This window comes from Novosphingobium sp. TCA1 (assembly GCF_009811895.1).
Lineage (GTDB): Bacteria > Pseudomonadota > Alphaproteobacteria > Sphingomonadales > Sphingomonadaceae > Novosphingobium > Novosphingobium panipatense_A.
On the sequence record NZ_BLJH01000003.1, the window covers coordinates 13,426 to 33,289 of the forward strand.

The 19,864-nt window shown below is 66.2% G+C and carries 22 protein-coding genes; 19 read left to right on the forward strand and 3 right to left on the reverse strand.

Annotation, left to right across the window (positions count from 1 at the left end):
• The first annotated feature begins 9 nt into the window (after positions 1–9).
• From NTCA1_RS05150 to NTCA1_RS05175, 6 genes are all read left to right on the forward strand, one after another.
• Entirely contained in the window at positions 10–462 is a 453-nt protein-coding gene (locus NTCA1_RS05150) for a flagellar biosynthesis repressor FlbT (protein ID WP_133083495.1), read from the forward strand.
• 16 nt (positions 463–478) lie between these two features.
• On the forward strand, positions 479–1,816 hold the full coding sequence (fliI, locus tag NTCA1_RS05155; RefSeq protein WP_133083496.1) for a flagellar protein export ATPase FliI: 1,338 nt from the start codon (positions 479–481) through the stop codon (positions 1,814–1,816).
• On the forward strand, positions 1,800–2,234 hold the full coding sequence (locus NTCA1_RS05160; protein WP_086491325.1) for a hypothetical protein: 435 nt from the start codon (positions 1,800–1,802) through the stop codon (positions 2,232–2,234). The genes fliI and NTCA1_RS05160 overlap by 17 nt, the downstream gene beginning before the upstream one ends.
• The gene (locus NTCA1_RS05165; RefSeq protein WP_236549108.1) at positions 2,234–3,289 is read left to right on the forward strand and encodes a peptidoglycan-binding protein; all 1,056 of its coding nucleotides are present in this window, start codon (positions 2,234–2,236) and stop codon (positions 3,287–3,289) included. Before NTCA1_RS05160 ends, NTCA1_RS05165 begins: the two co-directional genes overlap by 1 nt.
• 172 nt (positions 3,290–3,461) lie before the next feature.
• Positions 3,462–4,340: an RNA polymerase subunit sigma-70 gene (locus tag NTCA1_RS05170; RefSeq protein WP_086491326.1), complete on the forward strand. Its 879-nt coding sequence runs from the start codon at positions 3,462–3,464 to the stop codon at positions 4,338–4,340.
• A 188-nt stretch (positions 4,341–4,528) separates the two neighbouring features.
• On the forward strand, positions 4,529–5,959 hold the full coding sequence (locus tag NTCA1_RS05175; RefSeq protein ID WP_159829040.1) for an alginate export family protein: 1,431 nt from the start codon (positions 4,529–4,531) through the stop codon (positions 5,957–5,959).
• Positions 5,960–6,136: 177 nt separating this feature from the next.
• On the opposite strand, the gene NTCA1_RS05180 is transcribed toward NTCA1_RS05175, so the two are convergent.
• The 3 genes from NTCA1_RS05180 to flaF form a co-directional block, all read right to left on the reverse strand.
• On the reverse strand, positions 6,137–6,757 hold the full coding sequence (locus NTCA1_RS05180; RefSeq protein WP_159829043.1) for a response regulator transcription factor: 621 nt from the start codon (positions 6,755–6,757) through the stop codon (positions 6,137–6,139).
• Positions 6,754–9,468, reverse strand: a complete 2,715-nt coding sequence (locus NTCA1_RS05185; RefSeq protein WP_159829046.1) for a PAS domain S-box protein — start codon at positions 9,466–9,468, stop codon at positions 6,754–6,756. Before NTCA1_RS05185 ends, NTCA1_RS05180 begins: the two co-directional genes overlap by 4 nt.
• 177 nt (positions 9,469–9,645) lie before the next feature.
• Positions 9,646–10,008, reverse strand: coding sequence for a flagellar biosynthesis regulator FlaF (gene flaF, locus NTCA1_RS05190; RefSeq protein ID WP_086491330.1), 363 nt, complete (start codon positions 10,006–10,008; stop codon positions 9,646–9,648).
• Between the two features lie 204 nt (positions 10,009–10,212).
• Here flaF and motA point away from each other — a divergent pair, with 204 nt between their 5' ends.
• From motA to NTCA1_RS05255, 13 genes are all read left to right on the forward strand, one after another.
• Positions 10,213–11,097, forward strand: coding sequence for a flagellar motor stator protein MotA (motA, locus tag NTCA1_RS05195; RefSeq protein WP_086491331.1), 885 nt, complete (start codon positions 10,213–10,215; stop codon positions 11,095–11,097).
• A 34-nt stretch (positions 11,098–11,131) separates the two neighbouring features.
• Complete coding sequence (locus NTCA1_RS05200) at positions 11,132–11,446, forward strand: STAS domain-containing protein (RefSeq protein WP_086491398.1); 315 nt, start codon at positions 11,132–11,134, stop codon at positions 11,444–11,446.
• Complete coding sequence (locus NTCA1_RS05205) at positions 11,443–11,808, forward strand: response regulator (protein ID WP_086491332.1); 366 nt, start codon at positions 11,443–11,445, stop codon at positions 11,806–11,808. Before NTCA1_RS05200 ends, NTCA1_RS05205 begins: the two co-directional genes overlap by 4 nt.
• Positions 11,805–14,051, forward strand: a complete 2,247-nt coding sequence (locus NTCA1_RS05210) for a chemotaxis protein CheA (RefSeq protein ID WP_159829049.1) — start codon at positions 11,805–11,807, stop codon at positions 14,049–14,051. Before NTCA1_RS05205 ends, NTCA1_RS05210 begins: the two co-directional genes overlap by 4 nt.
• A complete protein-coding gene (locus tag NTCA1_RS05215; protein WP_086491334.1) occupies positions 14,048–14,536 on the forward strand; it encodes a chemotaxis protein CheW in 489 nt (162 codons plus the stop codon). Before NTCA1_RS05210 ends, NTCA1_RS05215 begins: the two co-directional genes overlap by 4 nt.
• Complete coding sequence (locus NTCA1_RS05220; protein WP_159829052.1) at positions 14,536–15,441, forward strand: protein-glutamate O-methyltransferase CheR; 906 nt, start codon at positions 14,536–14,538, stop codon at positions 15,439–15,441. Before NTCA1_RS05215 ends, NTCA1_RS05220 begins: the two co-directional genes overlap by 1 nt.
• The gene (locus NTCA1_RS05225; protein ID WP_086491336.1) at positions 15,438–16,469 is read left to right on the forward strand and encodes a chemotaxis response regulator protein-glutamate methylesterase; all 1,032 of its coding nucleotides are present in this window, start codon (positions 15,438–15,440) and stop codon (positions 16,467–16,469) included. Before NTCA1_RS05220 ends, NTCA1_RS05225 begins: the two co-directional genes overlap by 4 nt.
• Positions 16,470–16,481: 12 nt before the next feature.
• Entirely contained in the window at positions 16,482–16,871 is a 390-nt protein-coding gene (locus NTCA1_RS05230; RefSeq protein ID WP_201282419.1) for a response regulator, read from the forward strand.
• Positions 16,872–16,875: 4 nt separating this feature from the next.
• Complete coding sequence (locus tag NTCA1_RS05235; protein ID WP_086491338.1) at positions 16,876–17,406, forward strand: chemotaxis protein CheD; 531 nt, start codon at positions 16,876–16,878, stop codon at positions 17,404–17,406.
• A gap of 62 nt (positions 17,407–17,468) precedes the next feature.
• Positions 17,469–17,804: a hypothetical protein gene (locus NTCA1_RS05240; RefSeq protein WP_236549109.1), complete on the forward strand. Its 336-nt coding sequence runs from the start codon at positions 17,469–17,471 to the stop codon at positions 17,802–17,804.
• Positions 17,805–17,814: 10 nt separating this feature from the next.
• Entirely contained in the window at positions 17,815–18,681 is an 867-nt protein-coding gene (locus NTCA1_RS05245) for a flagellar motor protein MotB (protein ID WP_133083504.1), read from the forward strand.
• Between the two features lie 27 nt (positions 18,682–18,708).
• Positions 18,709–19,146 carry a hypothetical protein gene (locus NTCA1_RS05250; RefSeq protein ID WP_306439277.1) on the forward strand — a complete coding sequence of 146 codons (438 nt, stop codon included), beginning with the start codon at positions 18,709–18,711 and terminating at the stop codon, positions 19,144–19,146.
• A 23-nt stretch (positions 19,147–19,169) separates the two neighbouring features.
• Positions 19,170–19,811 (forward strand): PilZ domain-containing protein, encoded by a 642-nt coding sequence (locus tag NTCA1_RS05255; protein ID WP_159829055.1) that lies wholly within the window; start codon positions 19,170–19,172, stop codon positions 19,809–19,811.
• Positions 19,812–19,864: the final 53 nt, after the last annotated feature.

Here is a 19,864-nt window from a genome sequence, read left to right on the forward strand (position 1 = left end):
GCAATTGACATGACTCTTCGCATTTCGCTTCGCAATGGGGAGCCGGTGATCGTGAACGGTGCGGTCCTGCGCGCGGTCGGCCGTACCGACCTGGTGGTCGAGAACGACGCCACGATCCTGCGCGGGCGCGACGTAATGAAGCCGGAGGAAGCGACTTCCCCGGCGCGCCAGCTCTATTTCGCCTGCATGATGGCCTATATCGATCCGGCCGATCTTTCGCGTCACCAGCAAGTGCTTCTGGCCAGGCTGGAAGGGCTGATGACCGCGCTGGAGACGACGGAGGCCAAGGCGGTCTGCATCCGTTTCGCGCAGAAAGTGGCGACCGGGCAGTTCTATAATGCCCTGGCCGACTGCCGCTGGCTGATCGGCTACGAATCCGACGCGCTTTCCCGTCTGGAACAGCCCGCCGGGATTTCCGCCCCGGTTGCGCAGCCCGCCGCCGAAACCGCGGCCGCGGGCTGACGCGGGAGAAGGCTTCATGGCCAGTCTCGCCGCTGCCGCCGCAGGTCTTCGCCTGCTCACGCCCGACCAGCGCTATGGCCGGGTCGTGGCCGTTCGCGGCGCCCTGATCGAGGTCGAGGGCCTTTCGGGCGCGGCGCAGATCGGCTCGCGCGTCACGCTCAATTCGCCGACCGGACAGGTCGAGGCGGAAGTCACCGGGCTGGACCGGGGTATCGCGCATTGCATGCCCTTCAGCGAGCCGCAGGGCATCGCTTCCGGGGCGCGCGCAGACCTTTCCGCCAGCCAGTTCGCTTTGCGGCCTTCCAGCGGCTGGCTTGGCCGCATGGTCGACGGGCTCGGTCGTCCGGTCGACGGCAAGGGGCCGCTCGAACAGGGTGCGATGCTGCGCAAGATCAAGGCCTCGCCGCCGCCCGCCTCGGCGCGGGCGCGCGTGGGGGCGCGGCTTTCCACGGGCGTGCGCGCGCTGGACCTGTTCGCGCCGCTCTGCCGTGGCCAGCGCCTCGGCCTTTTCGCCGGGTCCGGTGTCGGCAAGTCGGTGCTGCTCTCGATGCTGGCGCGCTGGACCGAATGCGATGTCGCGGTGATCGGCCTGATCGGCGAGCGTGGCCGCGAAGTGCAGGAATTCGTGCAGGACGATCTCGGCGAGGAGGGCCTTGCCCGCAGCGTCGTCGTCGTCGCCACTTCGGACGAGCCCGCGCTGATGCGCCGCCAGGCCGCCTGGACCACGCTCACCGTGGCCGAGCATTTCCGCGACCAGGGCCTTAACGTGCTCTGTCTGATGGACTCGGTCACCCGCTTCGCCATGGCTCAGCGCGAAATCGGCCTGGCCAGCGGCGAGCCGCCTGCGACCAAGGGCTATACGCCGACCGTCTTTGCCGAACTGCCGCGCCTGCTGGAACGGGCAGGGCCGGGGCTGCCCGGACAGGGCGCGATCACCGGCCTGTTCACGGTGCTGGTGGACGGCGACGATCACAACGAGCCGGTGGCGGATGCCGTGCGCGGCATTCTGGACGGGCACATTGTGATCACCCGCCAGATCGCCGAGCGCGGCCGCTATCCGGCGATCGACGTGCTCAAGTCGGTCTCGCGAACCCTGCCGCACTGCCTTGGCGAGGAGGAAAACCACATCCGCCTCGCCGCGCGGCGCGAGATGGCGACTTACAAGGACATGGAGGAAATGGTCCGTCTCGGCGCCTACCGCGCCGGGTCGAGCGCCGAAGTGGACCGCGCGGTGGCATTGGCCCCGCGCATCGAGGACCTGCTCAAGCAGGGCAAGCAGGATCGCGGCTTCGCGCAGGAGAGTTTCGAGGCGCTGGCAGCGCTGATGGAGGTCCCGGATGAAGACGCCGTATGATGCCGCGCTGCGCGTGCAGCAGCGCGAGATCGACGAGATGAGCGCGGCGATCAGCAGCCATTCCGGCGTGCTGGGCGAAGTGGAGAAGGCGCGGGACCGCGTTTCCAAGTCCATGACGCGCGAGGCCGATCTGGCTTCGGGCGATCTGGGCGTCTGCTCCCATGCCTATCTCCAGCGCATGCGCCACGAGCGGCGGCAACTGACGGCGCGGGAGGTCCTGCTCAAGGCCCGCCTCGACGAACTTCGCGACAAGGCGGTCGATGCCTATGGCACGTTCCGCGCCATCGAGACGGCGGCGGACGGCTATCGGCAGGACGCCGCGCGCGTGATCGCCAACGCCGAGCAGGCCGGTATCGACGATTTCGCGGCCATGTCGTTCATCAAGGCCCGGCGCGCCATGCGCCGTGAGGATTCGTGATGGTCGATGGTGTCGGCAGCCAGATCCTGGGCGCCCAAAACGCCAGTCACTCCGGCAGTCTTCAGGGACTGACGGCGGCGCAGAAGGCGCAGCTGATCTATACCCAGGCGCGCAGCGAACTTTCGGGGCGGCTCTGGCGCGCGGCGCTGGGCGGCGATGACGAGAAACAGGCCGGAGGCCTGATCGACAAGCGTTCCGATCCGCTGGGGCTGGACGGCCTTCTGGCCCTGCTCGACGAGAAAACAAGGGCGGCATCCGGCCATCCTGCCGCGCCCGAACAAGCACTTCCCAAGGCGTCTGCCGATGCTGCCGCCTGCGGTTCACAGGGGGGCGTATGGGAACGTTTCGCCCGGCAGCAGGGTGAACGGGCCGGAGAAGGCGAAAGCGAAAACGGCGCCAATGCCGCGCTTTCGATGCAGAACGGCCCCAATGCCCGTTACGCCGGCATTCTCGGCTCGGCGGCCTCGCGTACCGGCATTCCCGCCGCGGCGCTGGCTACGATCGTCAATGCGGAAGCGGCCAAGGGTTCCGACGGCCGCTGGCTTCCCTACTCGCGTAATCCGCGCTCCAGCGCGGCGGGCATCGGCCAGTTCCTCAACCGGACCTGGGAAGGTCAGGCGGAGCGGGAAGGCACCTGGCTCCATGCTTTTGCGCAGCAGAGCGGCTGGCTGAACGAGCGTGGTCATGTGCGGAGCGAGAGCCGGGGTGCCTTGCTGGCCCTGCGCTACGATCCGCAGGCCTCGATCGAGACGATTGCCGACTATGCCCGCACCAATCTCGCGTCCCTGCGCGGATCGGGCGTGCGGATCGGGGAGGGCGTGGTCGAACAGGCGCAGGCAGCATACCTCGGGCACCATCTCGGCCTGGGTGATGCGGTGCGGTTCCTGAAAGGCGGTCTCTCGCCGGATCGCGCGCGCGCCCTGCTCAATGCTCAGGTCGGCGCCGCCAGTGCGAATCGCCGGATTGAAATGGCGGGAAGCGCCGTCGCCGCGCACCGCTCCTGGCTGCTCGATTATGTCGGCCGCAACATTCGCCCGGACCGTTTCGCGGGCTGATATTCCGGCGAAATGCACTTTGTTCCCGACGAAGTGAAAAAATTTATAGGAAATATAGGAAATCCGGTTATAGGATTAACCTCGCGTTCAGAAATTCACGAGACAACAGGTCTCGTTGAAGCGGAGCAGCGGCGATGGGCGCCCGTAGCTCCTCTCTAACCGGGGGTTCAACATGTCGAAGATCACCATCGCTCTGGAGTCCGCGGTCGCGACCGTCAGCGCGAACATGCCGGCCGAAGGCCAGGCACAGTCGGCACGCCAGCGCGCCGTCGTGGATCGCGCCTTCGCGCAGATCATCAAGCTGATCGCGCCGCGCATCCGTCATTTCATCCGCCAGTACGGGCTCGTCGCCCATTGGGACGACGCCGAGCAGGTCTGCGCGATCGCCGTCCACCGCGCGATCCAGGCCTACGACCCGCAGAAGGCGCAGTTCACGACGTTCGTGAACTGGCAGATCCGCGGCGAGCTTCAGAGCCTGCGTTTCCGCCTGATGACCGATCAGCGCCCTTCCGCCAAGAAAGTGGAAGCCGTCACCGTGTCGCTCGATGCGGTGGGCGTGGGCGAGGATGGCGAGGGTCAGTCGATCGTCGCCTCGATCGAGGACGAGGACGCGCTGGGCCGCACCGAATCCGGCGCTTCCGACTACCTCGCGCGGCAGGCCATGGCCTCGCTGACCGACAGCTATGTCGAGCACTTGCGCAACATCGGCGTCGAGCGGATCCGCCGCAAGGCCCAGCCCAAGAAGGCGCCCCGCACCGAAACCGGTGCCCGCCGCGCGGTCTGGCGCACCGGCAAGTCGATGCTCGATCCCGCCGAACTGGCGGAACTGGAAGAGCGGCTGGAGCATAACCGCCGGGTGGTGGAAGGGCGTCTCTTCGAGATGACCGCTCTCGACACCGGCGACGACGACAGCGGTGTCGCCAAGGAACGCGTCCGGCAGATCGCCAAGCGCGCGGCCAAGACCATGAGCGACCTTGCAGGCGCCGATCCCCGCTTCACGATGATGGCGGAATATCGCCAGTCGATGCTGGCGCCGGTCGCCGCGCACTGACGGGCGGCGGCGCTCCTCCACGCTGGAGCGCCGCGATTTCCCGCTTTCGCAGGCGGGACAAACCGCTTGCATGTCGCGCCCTGAAGTGATCAGGAAAATTCCGACGCGACTGCGGGCAAAAACCGGGTTCCGGTCTCCGAGGGTTGCGGTCACCATCCTATAATGGACCGCAACTTCGGGAGATACCAATGCCTGCCTGCCTGTTCGCCCCGGTCCCGTTTGATCGGAACGCCTCTCCGCGCCGGATGCGCGCGCCGGTTTTGCTCGGCATATTAGGTGGAGGCGTGCTCCTGGCAGGGCAGGGGGCGGTGGCCCGTGCGGATGGACTGCTGGAAACGGCCGTGGGCGCGCCCGAGGGCCTGACGATCAAGGGCGAAGTGCGCGCGCGCGTCGAAGGGATCGACGGGCAGTTCCGCCCCAATGCGGCGCAGGACGATGCAATGTTCTCGCTCAAGACCACGCTCCAGGTCGAATATGACGGCGGGCCATGGCGCATCGGCGGCGAACTCTGGGACGGCCGCGCCTATGGCGAAAAGTCCAATTCCTCGGCAGGGACCGGCGAAGTCGATGCGATGGAGATGGTCCAGGCCTATGTCGGGCTCGATTTCGGCATGGGCGGCGGCTCGAAGGCACAAGTGACGGCAGGCCGGTTCACGATGAACCTGGGTTCGCGCCGCCTGGTTGCCCGCCAGGCCTTTCGCAATACGACCAATGCCTTCACCGGCGTCAATTTCCAGTGGAAGGGGCGCGGCGGCGACCAGCTGACCTTGCTCTGGGCCATGCCGCAGCTTCGCCTGCCCGACGATATCGAAGGCATTCACGACAACTCGGTGAAGCGCGACAAGGAAACCAGCGACCTGCAATTCTACGGCGGCTCGCTGACCAAGGCCGGCGTTCTTGGCGGATCCCTGGAGATCTACGGCTATGGACTGGCTGAACGCGACAGCGCCAACCGGCCGACCCGCAACCGCCACATCTTCACGCCGGGCCTGCGTGCCTATCGCGCGCCCAAGGCCGGACGCGTGGACTATGACGTGGAAGGTGCCTACCAGTTCGGCCGCACCCGCGCCACGACCGCGCCGACCGATCTCACCGATCTCGACGTCTCGGCCTATTTCATCCATGCCGAAGCGGGCCGTACTTTCTCCGGTGGCTGGCAGCCGCGCCTGTCCTTCGATTTCGACATCGCCAGCGGCGATCGTTCCAAGGCGAAGACCTACAACCGTTTCGACACCCTGTTCGGTGCCCGCCGCTTCGACTTCGGCCCCACCGGGCTCTATGGCGCGGTCGGGCGCTTCAACACGATTTCGGGCGGGGCGCGGTTCGAAGTGAAGCCGGACGGCAAGTCGGACGTGATGATGATGTACCGGGCGCTCTGGCTGGATTCGAAGACCGACAGCTTTTCGAACACCGGGGTGCGGGACTCCTCGGGCGCTAGCGGTGCCTTCGCGGGCAACCAGTTCGAGGCGCGCTATCGCCGCACGCTGATCCCCGACGTGCTGCGCGTGGATACCGGCGTCGCTTACCTAGCCAAGGGCCGCTTCCTGAAGGACGCGCCGAATGCGCCCCAGACCGGCGACACCAAGTACGGCTATATCGACCTCTATTTCGATTTCTGAGGTACTCCGTGTCCCGCGTCTTTGTTGAGTGAGCCATTCGCATCCGCGAATGGCTTGCTGCACCGGCCCTCTCCCCCACCCGACCTCCCATCTAGGATACACTGAGTGGGAGGTCGGGTGGGGGAGAGGGCCGGTGCCGCCAAAATCCGCCTGCGGCGGATTTTCAAAAGGACTCTTTCAATCCATCGGCACCAGGCCAGCCGCGAAGGCGATGCGCAGCACTTCGGAGAGGCTGCGGACCTGGAGCTTCTCCATCAGCTTGGCGCGGTAGATCTCGACCGTGCGCGGGCTGATGTCGAGTGCATGGGCGATGATCTTGTTCGATTGCCCGTCGATCAGGCCCTTCAGCACGTCCAGTTCGCGCGGAGAGAGCTGCTCCAGCAGCGAGATCGCCTTTTCCTTGCGACGTTCCTCGGCCGTGGAGGCCGCTTGGTGGGTGAAAGCGGATTCGACCGCACTCATCAGCTTGAGGTGGTCGCAGGGCTTTTCGATGAAATCGATCGCGCCCAGCTTCATCGCCTGTACCGCCACGGAAACGTCGCCTTCCCCGGTCAGCACGATCGGCACGAAGCGGGTGGGCCGCCCACCCACGGTGCTGAGGACCTGCAGGCCCGACGCACCCGGCATCTGCAGGTCGAGCAGCAGGCAGCCGGGTTCCAGCAGCGGCGCGGCTTCCAGAAAGGCATCCCCGGAATCGAAGCAGGTGATGCGGCTGTCGCCGATCATCGCCAGCAGATATTCCAGCGAAGTGCGCACGGCGAGATCGTCGTCGACGATATAGATGCGTCGGGACGTCATCCTGCCTTGAGCTCCAGTTCGGAATAGGAGGGGAAGGTGAATTCGATCGCCGCGCCGCCATCGGGCACGTTGCGCATGGAGAAGCGCCCGCCATGCGCTTCCACGATGCGGCGGCAGATCGACAGGCCGAGGCCCAGTCCGTTCGCCTTGGTGGAGGAAAAGGCCTCGAAGGGGCGATTGAGAATGGTTTCGGGCAGGCCCGGCCCGTTATCGATGACACTGATCATGATGTGGGCATCGTTCAGCTGGCGGGTTGATAAAGTGATTTCAGGCTGCCTGTCGTTGAGGCCCGCGAGTGCGTCGAAGGCATTGTTGATGAGGTTGATCAGCACCTGCTGCATTTGGATGCGATCGGCAAGGACGCATGCAGCTTCGACACTCGGGCGATAGGTCAGCCTCACGCCCGGAATGCGGCTGCGCGAACGTGCGAGCTGAATTGTTTCGGCGATCAGTTCGTCGAGAGGCTCGGCCCGGATCTCCAGTTCGCCCTTGGCCACGAAGGCGCGCATCCGCCGGATGATCGAACCGGCGCGCAGCACTTCCTGACGGGCCAGCTCCAGCATGCAGCGCACTTGTTCCGGGTCTCCGTCGCGCGCCATCATCAGGTCGATGGCGCCCAGCAGGTTGGAGGTGGCGGTAAGCGGCTGGTTGAGCTCATGGGCAAGCCCGGCGCCCATCTCGCCCATGGCACTGACGCGTGAGGCATGGAGGAACTGTTCGCGCAGTTCGCCCATGCGGGCCTGGGCGGCAAGCTGCTCGCGCAAGTTGCGGATGAAGGCGATGGAAATGCGCTCGCTGCCGATGTTGGCCGCGCCGATGGCGATCTCGATCGGCAGTTCGTTGCCCTGGCGGTCGAGTCCGGCGGTGATGCTGGTGGTCGCGGGCAGGGCGGGATCGCTGGCGGGGCGCACGTAGCGGGGCAGCAGCAGCCTGACGTCCTTGCCCAGCACTTCCTCCGCCGAATAGCCGAACAGGGCCTCCGCCGTCACCGAGAAGGAGCGGATGCGGCCGTGCCCGTCGATCGTGATCATCGCCTCCGGCACCGTATCAAGGATCGAGCGAAGTTCGGATTCGCGAGACTTGAGCATCTCGGCGCGCTGCTCGCGTTCGGTGGCATCCATGACGATGCCGATCAGCGAGATCTCGTCGTCCGGGCCGTGATGGATATGGGCGGTGCCTTCCACCACTTTCGGCAGGCCCGAGCCGGAATCGGGTGCCACCGCGACAAGTCGGAAGCCGTGGCGGCCGGGCCGCCAGGTCTCGGGCGGGCCGGGCACGCGGAAGGTACTGCCGAAAGTGGCGAGCAGGTGCCGCTTCCAGTCATCCAGCCCGCCTTCGAACCCACCGGGCTCCAGCGCGAACAGGCGTTCGGCATGGCCGTGGAAGACGAAGCGGTCGGTCGAGAGCGACCATTCGAAGATGCCGAGTTCGTGGAGGTCCACCGCCAGCGCAAGCCGCGCATCGCTGACCAGCATGGCGCGTTCGGCCTGGATGCGGGCGGTGATGTCGGTCATCGAATGGACGATCATCGGCGCAATGTCGCTGCGGGACTGCACCGCCTGGCGATTGTGCAGCACGCGAAGGGCCGCGCCGTCCTTGCGATAGGCGGTCGTTTCGCTTTCGTGGCGAATGCCGCCGAGCAGGGTTTCGACACCGGCCTCCGACATCGGCGGCGTGCCGGTCAGCACTTGCTGGAAGCGGCCGATCGCCTGTTCGGAGGTCCAGCCGTAGAGCCTTTCGCAGCCTGCCGACCAGCGCAGGATCCGCCCGTCCAGGTCGGTAATGGAGACCGGCGCGGCATCGAGCGCGAGGTTGACTGCCGAGCGCGCGCCGCTTTCGCGGGCGATCCGCGACCAGGCCCATGCGATCAGTCCGCAGGACAGCATGACCTGGGCAATGGCCTGGACGATCTCGATCATTTCCGCAGAGGCGACGGCGCGCTGCTCGGCCCAGAAATGCGCGAGGGCCGAGATGATCGGCAGGACCACGCAGAGCAGGAGGCAGGTCTGGATCGTGGCCGAACCGAAGCCGAAGTCGGACTTGCGCGGCCAGGCATATTGTCGTCGCAGCGCGATCACGCCGACCGAGAGCAGGCAGATCGTCACGGCCGTGGGAACCGACATCAGGGCGTGGCGGGTTGCCGGGTCGGCCCGCGAAATGCCAAGCGGAACGAGCATCCCGGAAATGGCCGCCGCTGTGATCGCGACGCAGGCCAGCGGTACGGTCAGGCGCCGAAAGCTGGCGCTGTGCGGGTGGAAGGCCAGAATCGACAGGGCCAGGAGCAGCATGGACAGCGCCGGAAGCACGCCGGGCCGTCCGGGATGGTATCGCGGCTGGAGGGCGACGCTGTCCGGGAAAAGCAGTCGGTCGATGCCGAAGGAGGTCCCGGAAAGATCCTGGATCAGCGCCGAAAAGGCCACGATCAGGGGAATGGCCAAGGCCAGGCGAGCAAGGTTCGGCCGGGAACGATAGACCAGCAGGATGCCCGCGCCGGCCCCGAGGCCGGCCACTGCGGTGAGAGGCTGCATCAGGATCCTGCCGCCCGCGACGCTACCCGCCACGATCGATCCTCCGGGAATCCCGAAGGCCCAGCCGCACAAGACGGCGGCGCAGACAAGTTGCGCCGCGATGACCAGGGCGGGAACGACCGGAGCCTTCCTTACGGGAAACGACCCGCCCAAGCGCTGCGGCGGTGGATTCAGTTCCTGCATTCCGACCCGCTTATTGCGCCTTGTGTCTTAAGGCATCAAGGCGATCGGGCCAATAGGGCCTGACACGTCTTTGTAAATAGACGCGGCGCAGGACAATTCGGCCTTGCCGGATGAGGCGGCAATAAGCGGTTGATTATACTTTCTAAAAAAATATCACCAATCGTTAAGTGATTTTCCTTAGTTGCCGGCACCGTTCTCGTTTGCCAGGCCTTCGATTATCGCACGATTCACGACGATCAAGTCATCGATCGTATCGCGGCCAGTAATGACCTGCGAAGTGTACTTGTCCACCCACATCCCGATCGAAATGATTCTGGCGCGCAAGTCGTCGGGAAGCTGATTGCCCTGGGTGGCGCACATGGACGAGAAGGTCGACCACGCCATTCGATTGCGATGAAGGGCCGGGGCAAGTTGCGCGCCGGCCAGGCCCGCATCCCGCGCGGCGATCATCTCGCCGGTGATCTGGCTCATCAGCCGGTATTCGTTCCGGCGAGGCGTGGCGGCGATCTGCTGCACGCGTTGATAGGCATTGAGTGACATGATGGCTCCAGCAAGGACGTCCGCCACCCCTATATAGGACGATGGCGGGGCGATCGGTCGCGTCCTGCCTGTTTTGAGCCCGGCAGTTCCGAGAGTGTCATTGAAAATCCGTCGCGGCGCACCGCCTCAGGCCCGAGCATCCTATAACTAACGCAGGGCTTCGGCCCCGTAACCTTTTGCGGCCATCAATCGCGGATCTTCTTCATGCTCAACGCCATCGGCCTTGTCGTCATCCTGCTGTGCGTCTTCGGCAGCTTCCTGATGTCGGGCGGCAACATAATGGTCATCGCTCACGCCCTGCCGCACGAAATGCTGGCGATCGCCGGTGCGGCGGTGGGCGCGTTCATCCTCGGCAACTCGATGACCACGGTCAAGAAGACCTGGGCGGGCATCCGCCGCGTCTTCAAGGGCGGGCGCTGGACCGAGGTCGATTTTCGCGACCTGCTGGCGCTGCTTTTCACGCTGCTCGCCACGTTCCGCAAGGAAGGGGCGAACTCGATCGAGAAGCACCTCGACGCGCCCGAGGAAAGCCCCATCTTCACCCGCTACCCGCGCCTGCTGGAAGACGAGGGCCTGGTCGAGTTCACGTGCGACTACTTGCGCATGATGACCGTGAACTTCGAGGATCCGCACCAGCTTGCCGAAGCGATGGAAGGCGATATCGAGCGCCACCATGCCGAGGAAATGGCGCCGCAGCATGCGCTGCAGATGATGGCGGACGGCTTGCCCGCACTGGGCATCGTCGCCGCCGTTCTCGGCGTCATCAAGACGATGAGCTCGATCGATCAGCCGACCGAGATCCTCGGGGCGATGATCGGCGGTGCTCTGGTCGGCACCTTCCTGGGCGTGCTTCTGGCCTACTGCCTGGTCGGTCCGATCGCGCAGAAGCTGCACCAGATCATCGATTCCGACTTCAAGCCCTACCTGATCGTCAAGACCGCCATCGTCGGTCATGCGCAGGGTCAGCCGACCGAAGTGGCCATCGAACTGGCGCGCCGCATGACGCCTTCTCCCTATGCCCCCTCGTTCACGCAGCTCGAGACCGCGCTCGACGAAGTGAAGGATCAGCTCAATGCCAAACCCGCCTGAACCCGCGCAGATCGAAGCGTTGGCGCCTGAATCAATGCCTGAATCGGTGTCCGTTCCCGAGGATCGCTCGCTGCACCTGCCCGTCCACGGCTCGACCGTGACTGCCGAGGACCTGCGCGTCCGCATGGTCCTGGCCTGCGATCTCGACGGCGCGATGCAGATCGATGCCAGCCAGGTCGAGACGGTCGGCCAGGCCGTTCTCCAGCTGCTCGTGGCCGCCCGCACCGAAGCGAGCGAGGCCGGCCACGAATTCGAAATCGTCAATCCCAGCACCGCCTTCGTCGAGCGCGTGCAGGCCTGCGGGCTGGCCGAAGCCGTCGGCCTTTCTGAAGAGGAATTCCCGTCGTGAGCAAACTCATCCTGACCGTCGACGACTCCGCCTCGATGCGGATGCTCCTCAAGGCGTCCCTTGCTGCGCAGGGGTTTCGCGTCGAGAGCGCCGATGACGGCGAGCATGGCCTTGAGCGCATGCACGAAGTGAAGCCGGACTTGCTCATCACCGACATCAACATGCCCAAGATGGACGGCTTCGAACTGATCGAGGCGGTGCGTGCAGTGCCCGAATTCCGCGGCACGCCGATCCTGGTGCTCTCGACCGAGTTCTCGGACGAGAAGAAGACCCGCGCCCGCGAGGCCGGGGCGACCGGCTGGATCACCAAGCCCTTCGAAGCGGCCAAGCTGGGAGCGGCCGTGCGCCGCGTCTGCCCGTGAGCGACGAACTCGACGAAATCCAGGGCATCTTCTTCGAGGAATGCACCGAGGGCCTCGCCGTGGCCGAGGCCGGTCTTTCGGCCATGGCGGCAGGCGATGCCTCTTCCGAGACGATCGCGGGCGTGTTTCGCGCCGTCCACTCGATCAAGGGCGGTTCGGGGGCGTTCGGCCATGCCGCGTTGCTGGCCTTCTCGCACCGTTTCGAGAACGTTCTCGACGAGGTGCGCGGCGGCCGCATCCCGGCCAGCGGCGAAGTGACGCAGACCCTGCTGGGCGCCTTCGACATCCTGTCGGACCATGTCGCGGCGGCGCAAGGCGGCACCGAGCCTCCGGCCGATGCCGGGATGCTGGAGCAGCTTGACGCGATCCTGGAGAACAAGGGCGCTTCGGCCCCGACCTCTACCCCGGTGGCGCCGGAGCCTGCTCCGGTCCAGGAAGCCGACGAGTTCGGCTTCACCCCGGTTGCGGCAGTGATCGAGGACTTCGATCCTTTCGGCTTCGAGCCGGTCGCGGTCGAGCTGGACGATCTTGTCTCGGCCGAACCGGCCGAGCTCGCCGGATGGACCGTCCGCTTCGGGCCTTCGCGTGGTGCGCTGGGCAACGGCGGCGAGCCGATGCTGGTGATCCGCGAACTGGAAGAAATGGGCGCCGCCGTCACCGGTGTCGACATGGAAACGCTTCCGGGCCTGCGCGACCTTGACCCCGAGGACAGCTATTTCGTCTGGACGCTGCGCCTGCCCGGCACCGTGGCCGAACAGGACATCCGCGACTGCTTCGATTTCGTGTCCCCGGACTCGCTGATCGAGATCGCGCGCGAAGAACTGCTGGTCGTCCTGGTGGACGATCCCGTGGTTCCCGAAGCGGATGACTTCGGCGTATTCGAACCGCTGCCCGCACCGGCGGACCTGCTGACCTTGGTGCCGGTTACTGCGGGCGTCACTGGGGATATCGCGCCACTTGAGCCTGCGCCTGCTGCCGCGCCTGTCGTCGCTGCTCCGCAACCTGCGGTAAAGGCGGTAGCGGACAAGCCCAAGGCCGAAGCGCGTCCCGCCAGCGTCGAGGTGGCCCAGACCATCCGCGTCGATCTTTCCAAGCTCGACCAGCTCCTGAACCTCGTGGGCGAACTGGTGATCCGCGGCTCGATCTTGTCGGACCGGCTCTCGCCCGCCGACCAGGAGCGTGTCGAGCTTCCCGAGCTTTCGCGTCTGACGCGCCAGATCCAGGACAATGTGATGTCGCTGCGTGCGCAGCCCATCAAGCAGGCCTTCTCGCGCGTGCCGCGCATGCTGCGCGATCTTTCGGCCGAGACCGGCAAGAAGGTGATCCTCGAAACCATCGGCGAGATGACCGAAGTGGACAAGGGCGTGATCGAGAAGATCGGCGACCCGCTGACCCACATGATCCGCAACGCGGTGGACCACGGCATCGAGAGCGCGGAAGAGCGCATCGCCGCGGGCAAGCCCGAGGAAGGCACGATCCATCTTTCCGCCGAGCAGAAGGGCGCGCGCATCATCGTGCGCGTGCGCGACGACGGGCGCGGCATCAACCGCGAACGGGTGCGCGCCAAGGCCATCGAGCGCGGCATCATCGCCGCCGATGCCGCGATTTCCGACGAGGAGATCGACGGACTGATCTGCGCGCCGGGCTTCTCGACCGCCGAGACCATCTCGAACATTTCGGGGCGCGGCGTCGGCATGGACGTGGTCCGTTCGAACGTCGAGGCGCTGGGCGGACGCCTGGAGATCAACTCCGTTCCGGGCGAGGGCACGACGTTCACCATGGCCCTGCCGCTCACCCTGGCGATCCTCGACGGCATGATCGTGCGTCTTGGCGAGCAGCGTTTCGTGTTGCCGCTGGCCAATGTGATCGAGACCGTCCAGCCCGAGCGGGGCCAGGTCAAGGAAACCTCGCCGACGTCCGAAGTGATCGAGCTGCGCGGCCAGTACCTGCCGGTACGCCGAGTGGGCGAACTGTTCGGCATGCGCTCTCTGCGCCCGGCCGAGGAATCGCTCGTGATCATCGTCGAGAGCGAGACCGCCGGCAACGTCGGCCTGATGGTCGACACGATCGATAACCGCCGCGAAGTCGTGATCAAGAGCCTGGAGGACAACCTCCACCCGATCCGCGGCCTCGGCGGCGCGACGATCCTGGGTGACGGCTCGATCGCGCTGATCCTCGATATCGACGCCCTGGTCGCGACCGGCGGCTCGTCCAAGTATGCGCTGAAAGGAATGGCAGCATGAGCACCGAAGAAACCGAACTCGACGAACGCAAGATCGTCACTTTCACCCTGGGCAGCCGCCTGTTCGGCATCGACATGCGCTCGCTGATCGAGATCCGCGAATGGGAAGAACCCACCCCGCTGCCGAGCGTGCCGCCTTATGTGAAGGGCGTGACCAACTTGCGCGGCTCGGTGGTTCCCGTGGTCGGCCTGTCCGAGCGCCTGGGCTGGGCGCCGAGCGAGCTGCATTCGCGCTCGTGCATCCTCGTCGTCACCATCAATGGCCGCCATGCCGGTTTCCTGGTGGACGAAGTGCAGGATATCGTCGTGATCCAGGGCAGCGAGATCCAGCCCGCGCCGGACGTGGAGATCAACGAGCAGGGCGCCATCGCCGGTCTCGTCAAGATCGAGCGCCGCACCCATGACACGGCCAATGCCGAGGCCATGTGCCTGCTGCTCGACCTCGATGCGCTGAGCCTGACCCGCCAGGTGCCGGACTTCGCGTAATGACCCTGCTGGCTTCTCCTGAAGGAGCGAGTGGCAGTGCCGCTTCGGGTGCAAGCGCCTTGGGCGGCACGGCCGAACTGCGCCCCGCTCAGTTCCGCGACATTGCTGCGATCATGCAGCGGGAGGCGCGCATCCATCTGGTCGAGGCCAAGATGACGCTCGTCCACTCGCGCCTGAGCCGCCGCTTGCGCGAGCATGGGCTGTCCAGCTTCGTCGACTACGTCGCGCTGGTGCAGCGCGATGCGCAGGAACGCCATGCCATGGTGGTGGCGCTCACCACCAACCACACGCACTTCTTCCGCGAGAACCATCACTTCGACCACTTGCGCCGTGACGTCCTGCCCCGCTTGCAGGACCGCGCGCGCAAGGGCGAGAAAGTGCGCATCTGGTCGGCAGGCTGTTCCAGCGGCGAGGAAGTCTATTCGATCGCCATGTGCCTGGCAGGCGACGGGCCGACGAGCGCGGCCTGGCTCCAGCAGGGCGACGTGCGCCTGCTGGCCACCGACATCTCGCCGCCGGTCGTCCAGGCCGTGCGCGATGCGCGCTATTCGGCAGCCACGGTCGAGCCGATCCCGGAGAGCTACCGCCGCCGCTGGATGCGCGCGGAAGCGAACGGCGATCACGTTATCGCCGATTCTCTGCGCGAACTCGTCGCGGCGCGGGTGCTGAACCTGTTCGAGCCCTGGCCGATGCGGCGCAAGTACGACGTGATCTTCTGCCGCAACGTGATGATCTATTTCGACGATACCGCCAAGGCCGAGCTGGAGGCGCGTTTCGTCGAGATGCTGGCGCCCGGCGGCACGCTCTACATCGGCCATTCCGAGCGCCTCATCGGGCCTGCCGCGCGGCAGATGAAGCCGGTCGGCCAGACGATCTATGCGCGCAATGACGGAGCATCGGCATGATCCCGGCGCCCGAAAAGACCCGCGTTCTCATCGTCGACGACAGCGCGGCGATGCGCGCGCTGCTGAACAAGCTACTCAGCCACGATCCTGCTATCGAGGTCGTCGGCATGGCGCCCGAGCCGCATGCCGCGCGCGAGATGATCAAGTCGCTCAATCCCGACGTGGTCACGCTCGATATCGAGATGCCGGGGATGGACGGGTTGTCCTTCCTCGAACGGATCATGCGCCTGCGGCCCATGCCGGTGGTCATGTGCTCCACGCTGACCGCGCGCGGGACCGAGGCGACCATCGAGGCCATGCGCCTTGGCGCGGTGGACTGCATCGCGAAGCCTTCCGGCAATCCGCTGGAGATCGCCCAGGACGGCGCGCTGCTGCGCAAGATCGTCAAGGCGGCGGCGCGCTCTTCGGTGCGCCGCACGGCCAGCCCGCCCACGCCCGTCAATGCCGTGCAGGGAACCTTGCGCGACGTCGTGATCGCGGTGGGCGCCTCGACCGGCGGGGTGGAAGCCCTGTTCTCGATCATCGGTGCCCTGCCGCCGGATTGCCCGCCGGTGCTGGTGGTCCAGCACATGCCCGCCGCTTTCACCGGCAGTTTCGCCACGCGGCTCGACAAGGCCGCGCGGGTGCAGGTGGTGGAAGCGCAGAACGGCATGCCGCTGCGCCGGGGCACGGTCTATCTCGCGCCCGGCGGCGGCCAGCACATGGAATTGCTGGGTGGCACCAGTGGCCAGATCCGGCTGGTGACGGGCGATACCGTCAGCGGACATCGTCCTTCGGTGGATGTGCTGTTCAACTCGGTCTCGCGGCTCGGCTCGCGCGCGGTGGGGGTCATCCTGACCGGGATGGGTTCGGACGGTGCGGTCGGCCTCAAGGCCATGCGTGATGCCGGGGCCCGCACGCTCGGGCAGTCTCGCGAGACCTGCGTGGTCTACGGAATGCCGCGCGCCGCCTTCGAGGCGGGCGCGGTCGAAAAGGAATTCAGTTTGTCCGCCATGCCCGAGGCCATCCTCGGCGCGTGTCGGAGGTAAATGGAGCGGTTCATGCCGGCAGCGTCTGCAATAAAAGTAATGGTGGTCGACGATCAGACGTCCATGCGCGCGATGATCCGTCGCGCGCTACAGGATCTGGGTTTCAAGGACATTCGCGACAAGGCTGGCCCGGTCGAGGCGCTTGCCGCGATCAAGGCCGATCGCGTTCACCTCATCATCTCCGACTACAACATGCCCGACATGGACGGCTTGCAGTTCCTGGAAGCGGTGCGGCAGGATCCGGTGATCGGCAAGACCGTGTTCATCATGCTCACCGGTTCGGCCGACAAGGAAATCGTCCAGAAGGCCGCCGCGCTGGGCGTCAACAACTATGTCGTGAAGCCTTTCGCGCCGGCCGCGCTCAAGGAAAAGATCGAGCGCGTCTTCGGGGAGCTGGTCTGAGGCCATGCGCCGCGTCGCCATCGTTCAGGGTGAATACCATGTGGTCTACCAGCCCGGCGTCGTCATTTCGACGCTGCTGGGTTCGTGCGTCGCGGCCTGCCTTCAGGACCCGGTCGCGCGGGTGGGCGGCATGAACCATTTCCTGCTGGGAGAGCCGGGTGCCGATGTGCCCGTCAACCCGGCGGACATGCAGCGCTACGGCGTCCATGCGATGGAGCTTCTGATCAACGATCTGATGAAGCGCGGTGCGCAGCGTTCGCGCCTGCGCGGCCATCTTTACGGCGGCGCCAATATCGTCGCCGGGCTGGGCGGTATCGGCACCAAGAACGGGCAGTTCGCGCGCAACTTCATGCGGACCGAAGGCATTGCGCTCGACCATTGCGACCTGGGCGGGACCCAGGCGCGCAAGGTCGAATTCATGCCTTACGAAGGACGGGTGCGCGCGACGCTGGTTCAGGATCAGCCGCTGCCCCCGGTCGAGCGGCCCAGGCCCGCTCCGGTCGCCCAGCCGACCGGCGAACTGGAACTTTTCTGACTATGGCCGGCCCGGAATCGGCAGGCAAAGACGCGCAACGCACCGAAATGCAGAGAGAAGCAATGACCACTCATTTAGAGGAACTGCCGGAAGGTGCGCCCGCGGCCAAGGTCGCGGCAGCGGCAGATGGACCCGCTGGGCCGCTGTGGCAGGCCCTGGCCCGCGAGATGCGCGTGGCGCGTGAACTGCTGGAGCAGCTGGCGGGTGTGCTCGTCACCGACGAGCGCTTCGTCCTCGACTATATCGACCAGCTTCAGGCTTTCGATCTCATCGCCCAGCACGTCGACGAAAGCGCCGCGCTGCTCGACCGCGTGGCCGGGGGGCAGAGTCCCGACGAGGCCGTGGGGCAGGTGCGCCTGACCGTCATGCAGGACCGGCTTCGCGCCGCGCTGGATTGAGGAACGGAACGTGGCACGGGGCAACGACGAACATCCCACGATCGTCATCCGCAAGGTCAAGAAGCATGCGCATGCCGGTCATCACGGCGGCGCCTGGAAAGTCGCCTATGCCGACTTCGTGACCGCGATGATGGCCTTCTTCATGCTGCTCTGGTTGCTGGCCAACCCGGACAAGGACCAGCTCAAGGGGCTGGCGGAATACTTTTCGCCCAATGCCGACCGGTCCTCCCCGGCGACGACGCTGACCAACAAGCCCGGTTCGCAGCCGGGCATGGGCGGGCACAGCCGCCGCGCCCAGTCGGCCGACAGCGTATCCGTGGGCGAGCCCTCGGCGGAAGCCGGGACCAAGGGCGCGGCGCGCGGCGGCACGGCCGAGATCCCCGAGGCCGCGCTGCGGGTCATGGCGCAGGAAATGCAGCTTTCGCTCGATCCGCCGGTCGACGCCACGCAGGGCAAGCGCAATATCGACGTGCAGCCCGACCGCGACGGGTTCCGCATCCATCTGATGGACAATGAGCATCGCTCTATGTTCAAGGGACCGACTGCGGAACTCAACGACTACGCGCGGGGCGTCCTGGGTCGGATCGCCCGCAAGCTGGCGGGCACCGGCGCGCAAGTGGCGATCGAGGGGCATACCGATAGCAGCGGCGGCCAGAGCGAGGCGAATTGGAACCTTTCGGCCCAGCGCGCCCTTTCCGCCCGCGCGGCCCTGGTCGCCTCTGGCCTGCCGGCGGATCGCTTCGCCGAAGTGGTGGCCAAGGCAGGGACCGAGCCGGTCTATCCCGACCGCCCGGATCGCCCGGAAAACCGCCGTATCACCATCGTCGTCATGGCCGAGCCTTCGGCGCTCCCGCGCGACGCCAGCTTCAAGTTCTGACGCGATGGGCAAAGATTGGAGAATGTCGTGATCAAGCGGATCGTGATCGGCCTCGCAGCCCTGATCGCCGGGACCGGCGTCGGCATCGGCGGGGCCTATGCGGCCAGGCAGTTCCTTCCCCAGGTCATGCCCGATCTCGGCCCGATCAAGGTCGAGACCGAATTCGTGCCGACCGGCACGATGCTGGCGCCGCTGACTTTCCCGGATGGGCGGCTTTCGGGCTACGTCTCGTTCGAGTGCCAGGTCGAAGTGGCCAAGGGCAAGGGCGAGGAGGTGACGAGCCAGTTGCCGCTGTTGCTCAACGCGGTGAACATGCGGACCTATCGCACGCCGCTGGCCAGCGGGCCGGACGGCATGGTGCCCGGCATCGAGGCTTTCCGCCGCGTCGTCATGGACGCGGCCGTGGAAGTCTACGGCAAGGACCTGGTGCGCCGGGTGGTGGTCACGCAGGCGTCGCCGGTCTGAGCGAAGGGAAGATGAAGCCAGCGATGCCCGCATCGTCATTCGCCATTTCCCGCGATCCGGCAGGTGCGTCCGGCCCGGATCTGCTCACGCCGCGCGGTCCGCGCGTCACTACGATACTGCTGATCGGCAAGCTCGCGGGCCAGTCCGGCGAGACCATCTGCCGTATCCGCAATATTTCCGACAACGGCCTCATGGCCGAAGTCCACGGCGCCTTCGCGGTGGAAGACCAGGTCGCCGTGACGCTGAAGGCGGGCGACGTCCTGTGCGGCCGGATCCGCTGGTCGCTCAACGGCCGGATCGGCGTGGAGTTCGACGGTCCGGTGGATGTCGCCGCGCTGCTGGGCCATGTCGCCAATCGCATCGGCCCCGAAGGCATCGCGCGCGGACCCCGCTTCGAGGTGGATTGCAGCGCCGAACTCCACGCCGCGCACCAGCGCCACGAGGTGCGGCTGATCGACCTCTCGCAGGGCGGCGCGCGTCTTGTCGGAGACTTGCGCATGGAGCGGGACGCGATCGTCCGCCTCGCGGTTCCCGGGCTGGGCGAGCGCGAAGCCGCCGTGCGCTGGGTGGGCGAGGGCGCTTTCGGCCTTTCGTTCCTGGAGCCGCTCGCCTTCGCGGATTTCGGCCCCTGGCTGAACAACCGGCCGCTACGCTACGGAGCCTGATGAAAAGAAAAAGGGCGCGGCAAGGTTTTCATCCTGCCGCGCCCTTTCTTTCA

Coding starts and splice junctions, on each gene's coding strand:
- NTCA1_RS05150 (WP_133083495.1), top strand. CDS start 10: ATGACTCTTCGCATTTCGCTTCGCAATGGGGAGCCGGTGATCGTGAAC.
- fliI (WP_133083496.1), top strand. CDS start 479: ATGGCCAGTCTCGCCGCTGCCGCCGCAGGTCTTCGCCTGCTCACGCCC.
- NTCA1_RS05160 (WP_086491325.1), top strand. CDS start 1,800: ATGAAGACGCCGTATGATGCCGCGCTGCGCGTGCAGCAGCGCGAGATC.
- NTCA1_RS05165 (WP_236549108.1), top strand. CDS start 2,234: ATGGTCGATGGTGTCGGCAGCCAGATCCTGGGCGCCCAAAACGCCAGT.
- NTCA1_RS05170 (WP_086491326.1), top strand. CDS start 3,462: ATGTCGAAGATCACCATCGCTCTGGAGTCCGCGGTCGCGACCGTCAGC.
- NTCA1_RS05175 (WP_159829040.1), top strand. CDS start 4,529: ATGCCTGCCTGCCTGTTCGCCCCGGTCCCGTTTGATCGGAACGCCTCT.
- NTCA1_RS05180 (WP_159829043.1), bottom strand. CDS start 6,757: ATGACGTCCCGACGCATCTATATCGTCGACGACGATCTCGCCGTGCGC.
- NTCA1_RS05185 (WP_159829046.1), bottom strand. CDS start 9,468: ATGCAGGAACTGAATCCACCGCCGCAGCGCTTGGGCGGGTCGTTTCCC.
- flaF (WP_086491330.1), bottom strand. CDS start 10,008: ATGTCACTCAATGCCTATCAACGCGTGCAGCAGATCGCCGCCACGCCT.
- motA (WP_086491331.1), top strand. CDS start 10,213: ATGCTCAACGCCATCGGCCTTGTCGTCATCCTGCTGTGCGTCTTCGGC.
- NTCA1_RS05200 (WP_086491398.1), top strand. CDS start 11,132: ATGCCTGAATCGGTGTCCGTTCCCGAGGATCGCTCGCTGCACCTGCCC.
- NTCA1_RS05215 (WP_086491334.1), top strand. CDS start 14,048: ATGAGCACCGAAGAAACCGAACTCGACGAACGCAAGATCGTCACTTTC.
- NTCA1_RS05220 (WP_159829052.1), top strand. CDS start 14,536: ATGACCCTGCTGGCTTCTCCTGAAGGAGCGAGTGGCAGTGCCGCTTCG.
- NTCA1_RS05225 (WP_086491336.1), top strand. CDS start 15,438: ATGATCCCGGCGCCCGAAAAGACCCGCGTTCTCATCGTCGACGACAGC.
- NTCA1_RS05230 (WP_201282419.1), top strand. CDS start 16,482: ATGCCGGCAGCGTCTGCAATAAAAGTAATGGTGGTCGACGATCAGACG.
- NTCA1_RS05235 (WP_086491338.1), top strand. CDS start 16,876: ATGCGCCGCGTCGCCATCGTTCAGGGTGAATACCATGTGGTCTACCAG.
- NTCA1_RS05240 (WP_236549109.1), top strand. CDS start 17,469: ATGACCACTCATTTAGAGGAACTGCCGGAAGGTGCGCCCGCGGCCAAG.
- NTCA1_RS05255 (WP_159829055.1), top strand. CDS start 19,170: ATGCCCGCATCGTCATTCGCCATTTCCCGCGATCCGGCAGGTGCGTCC.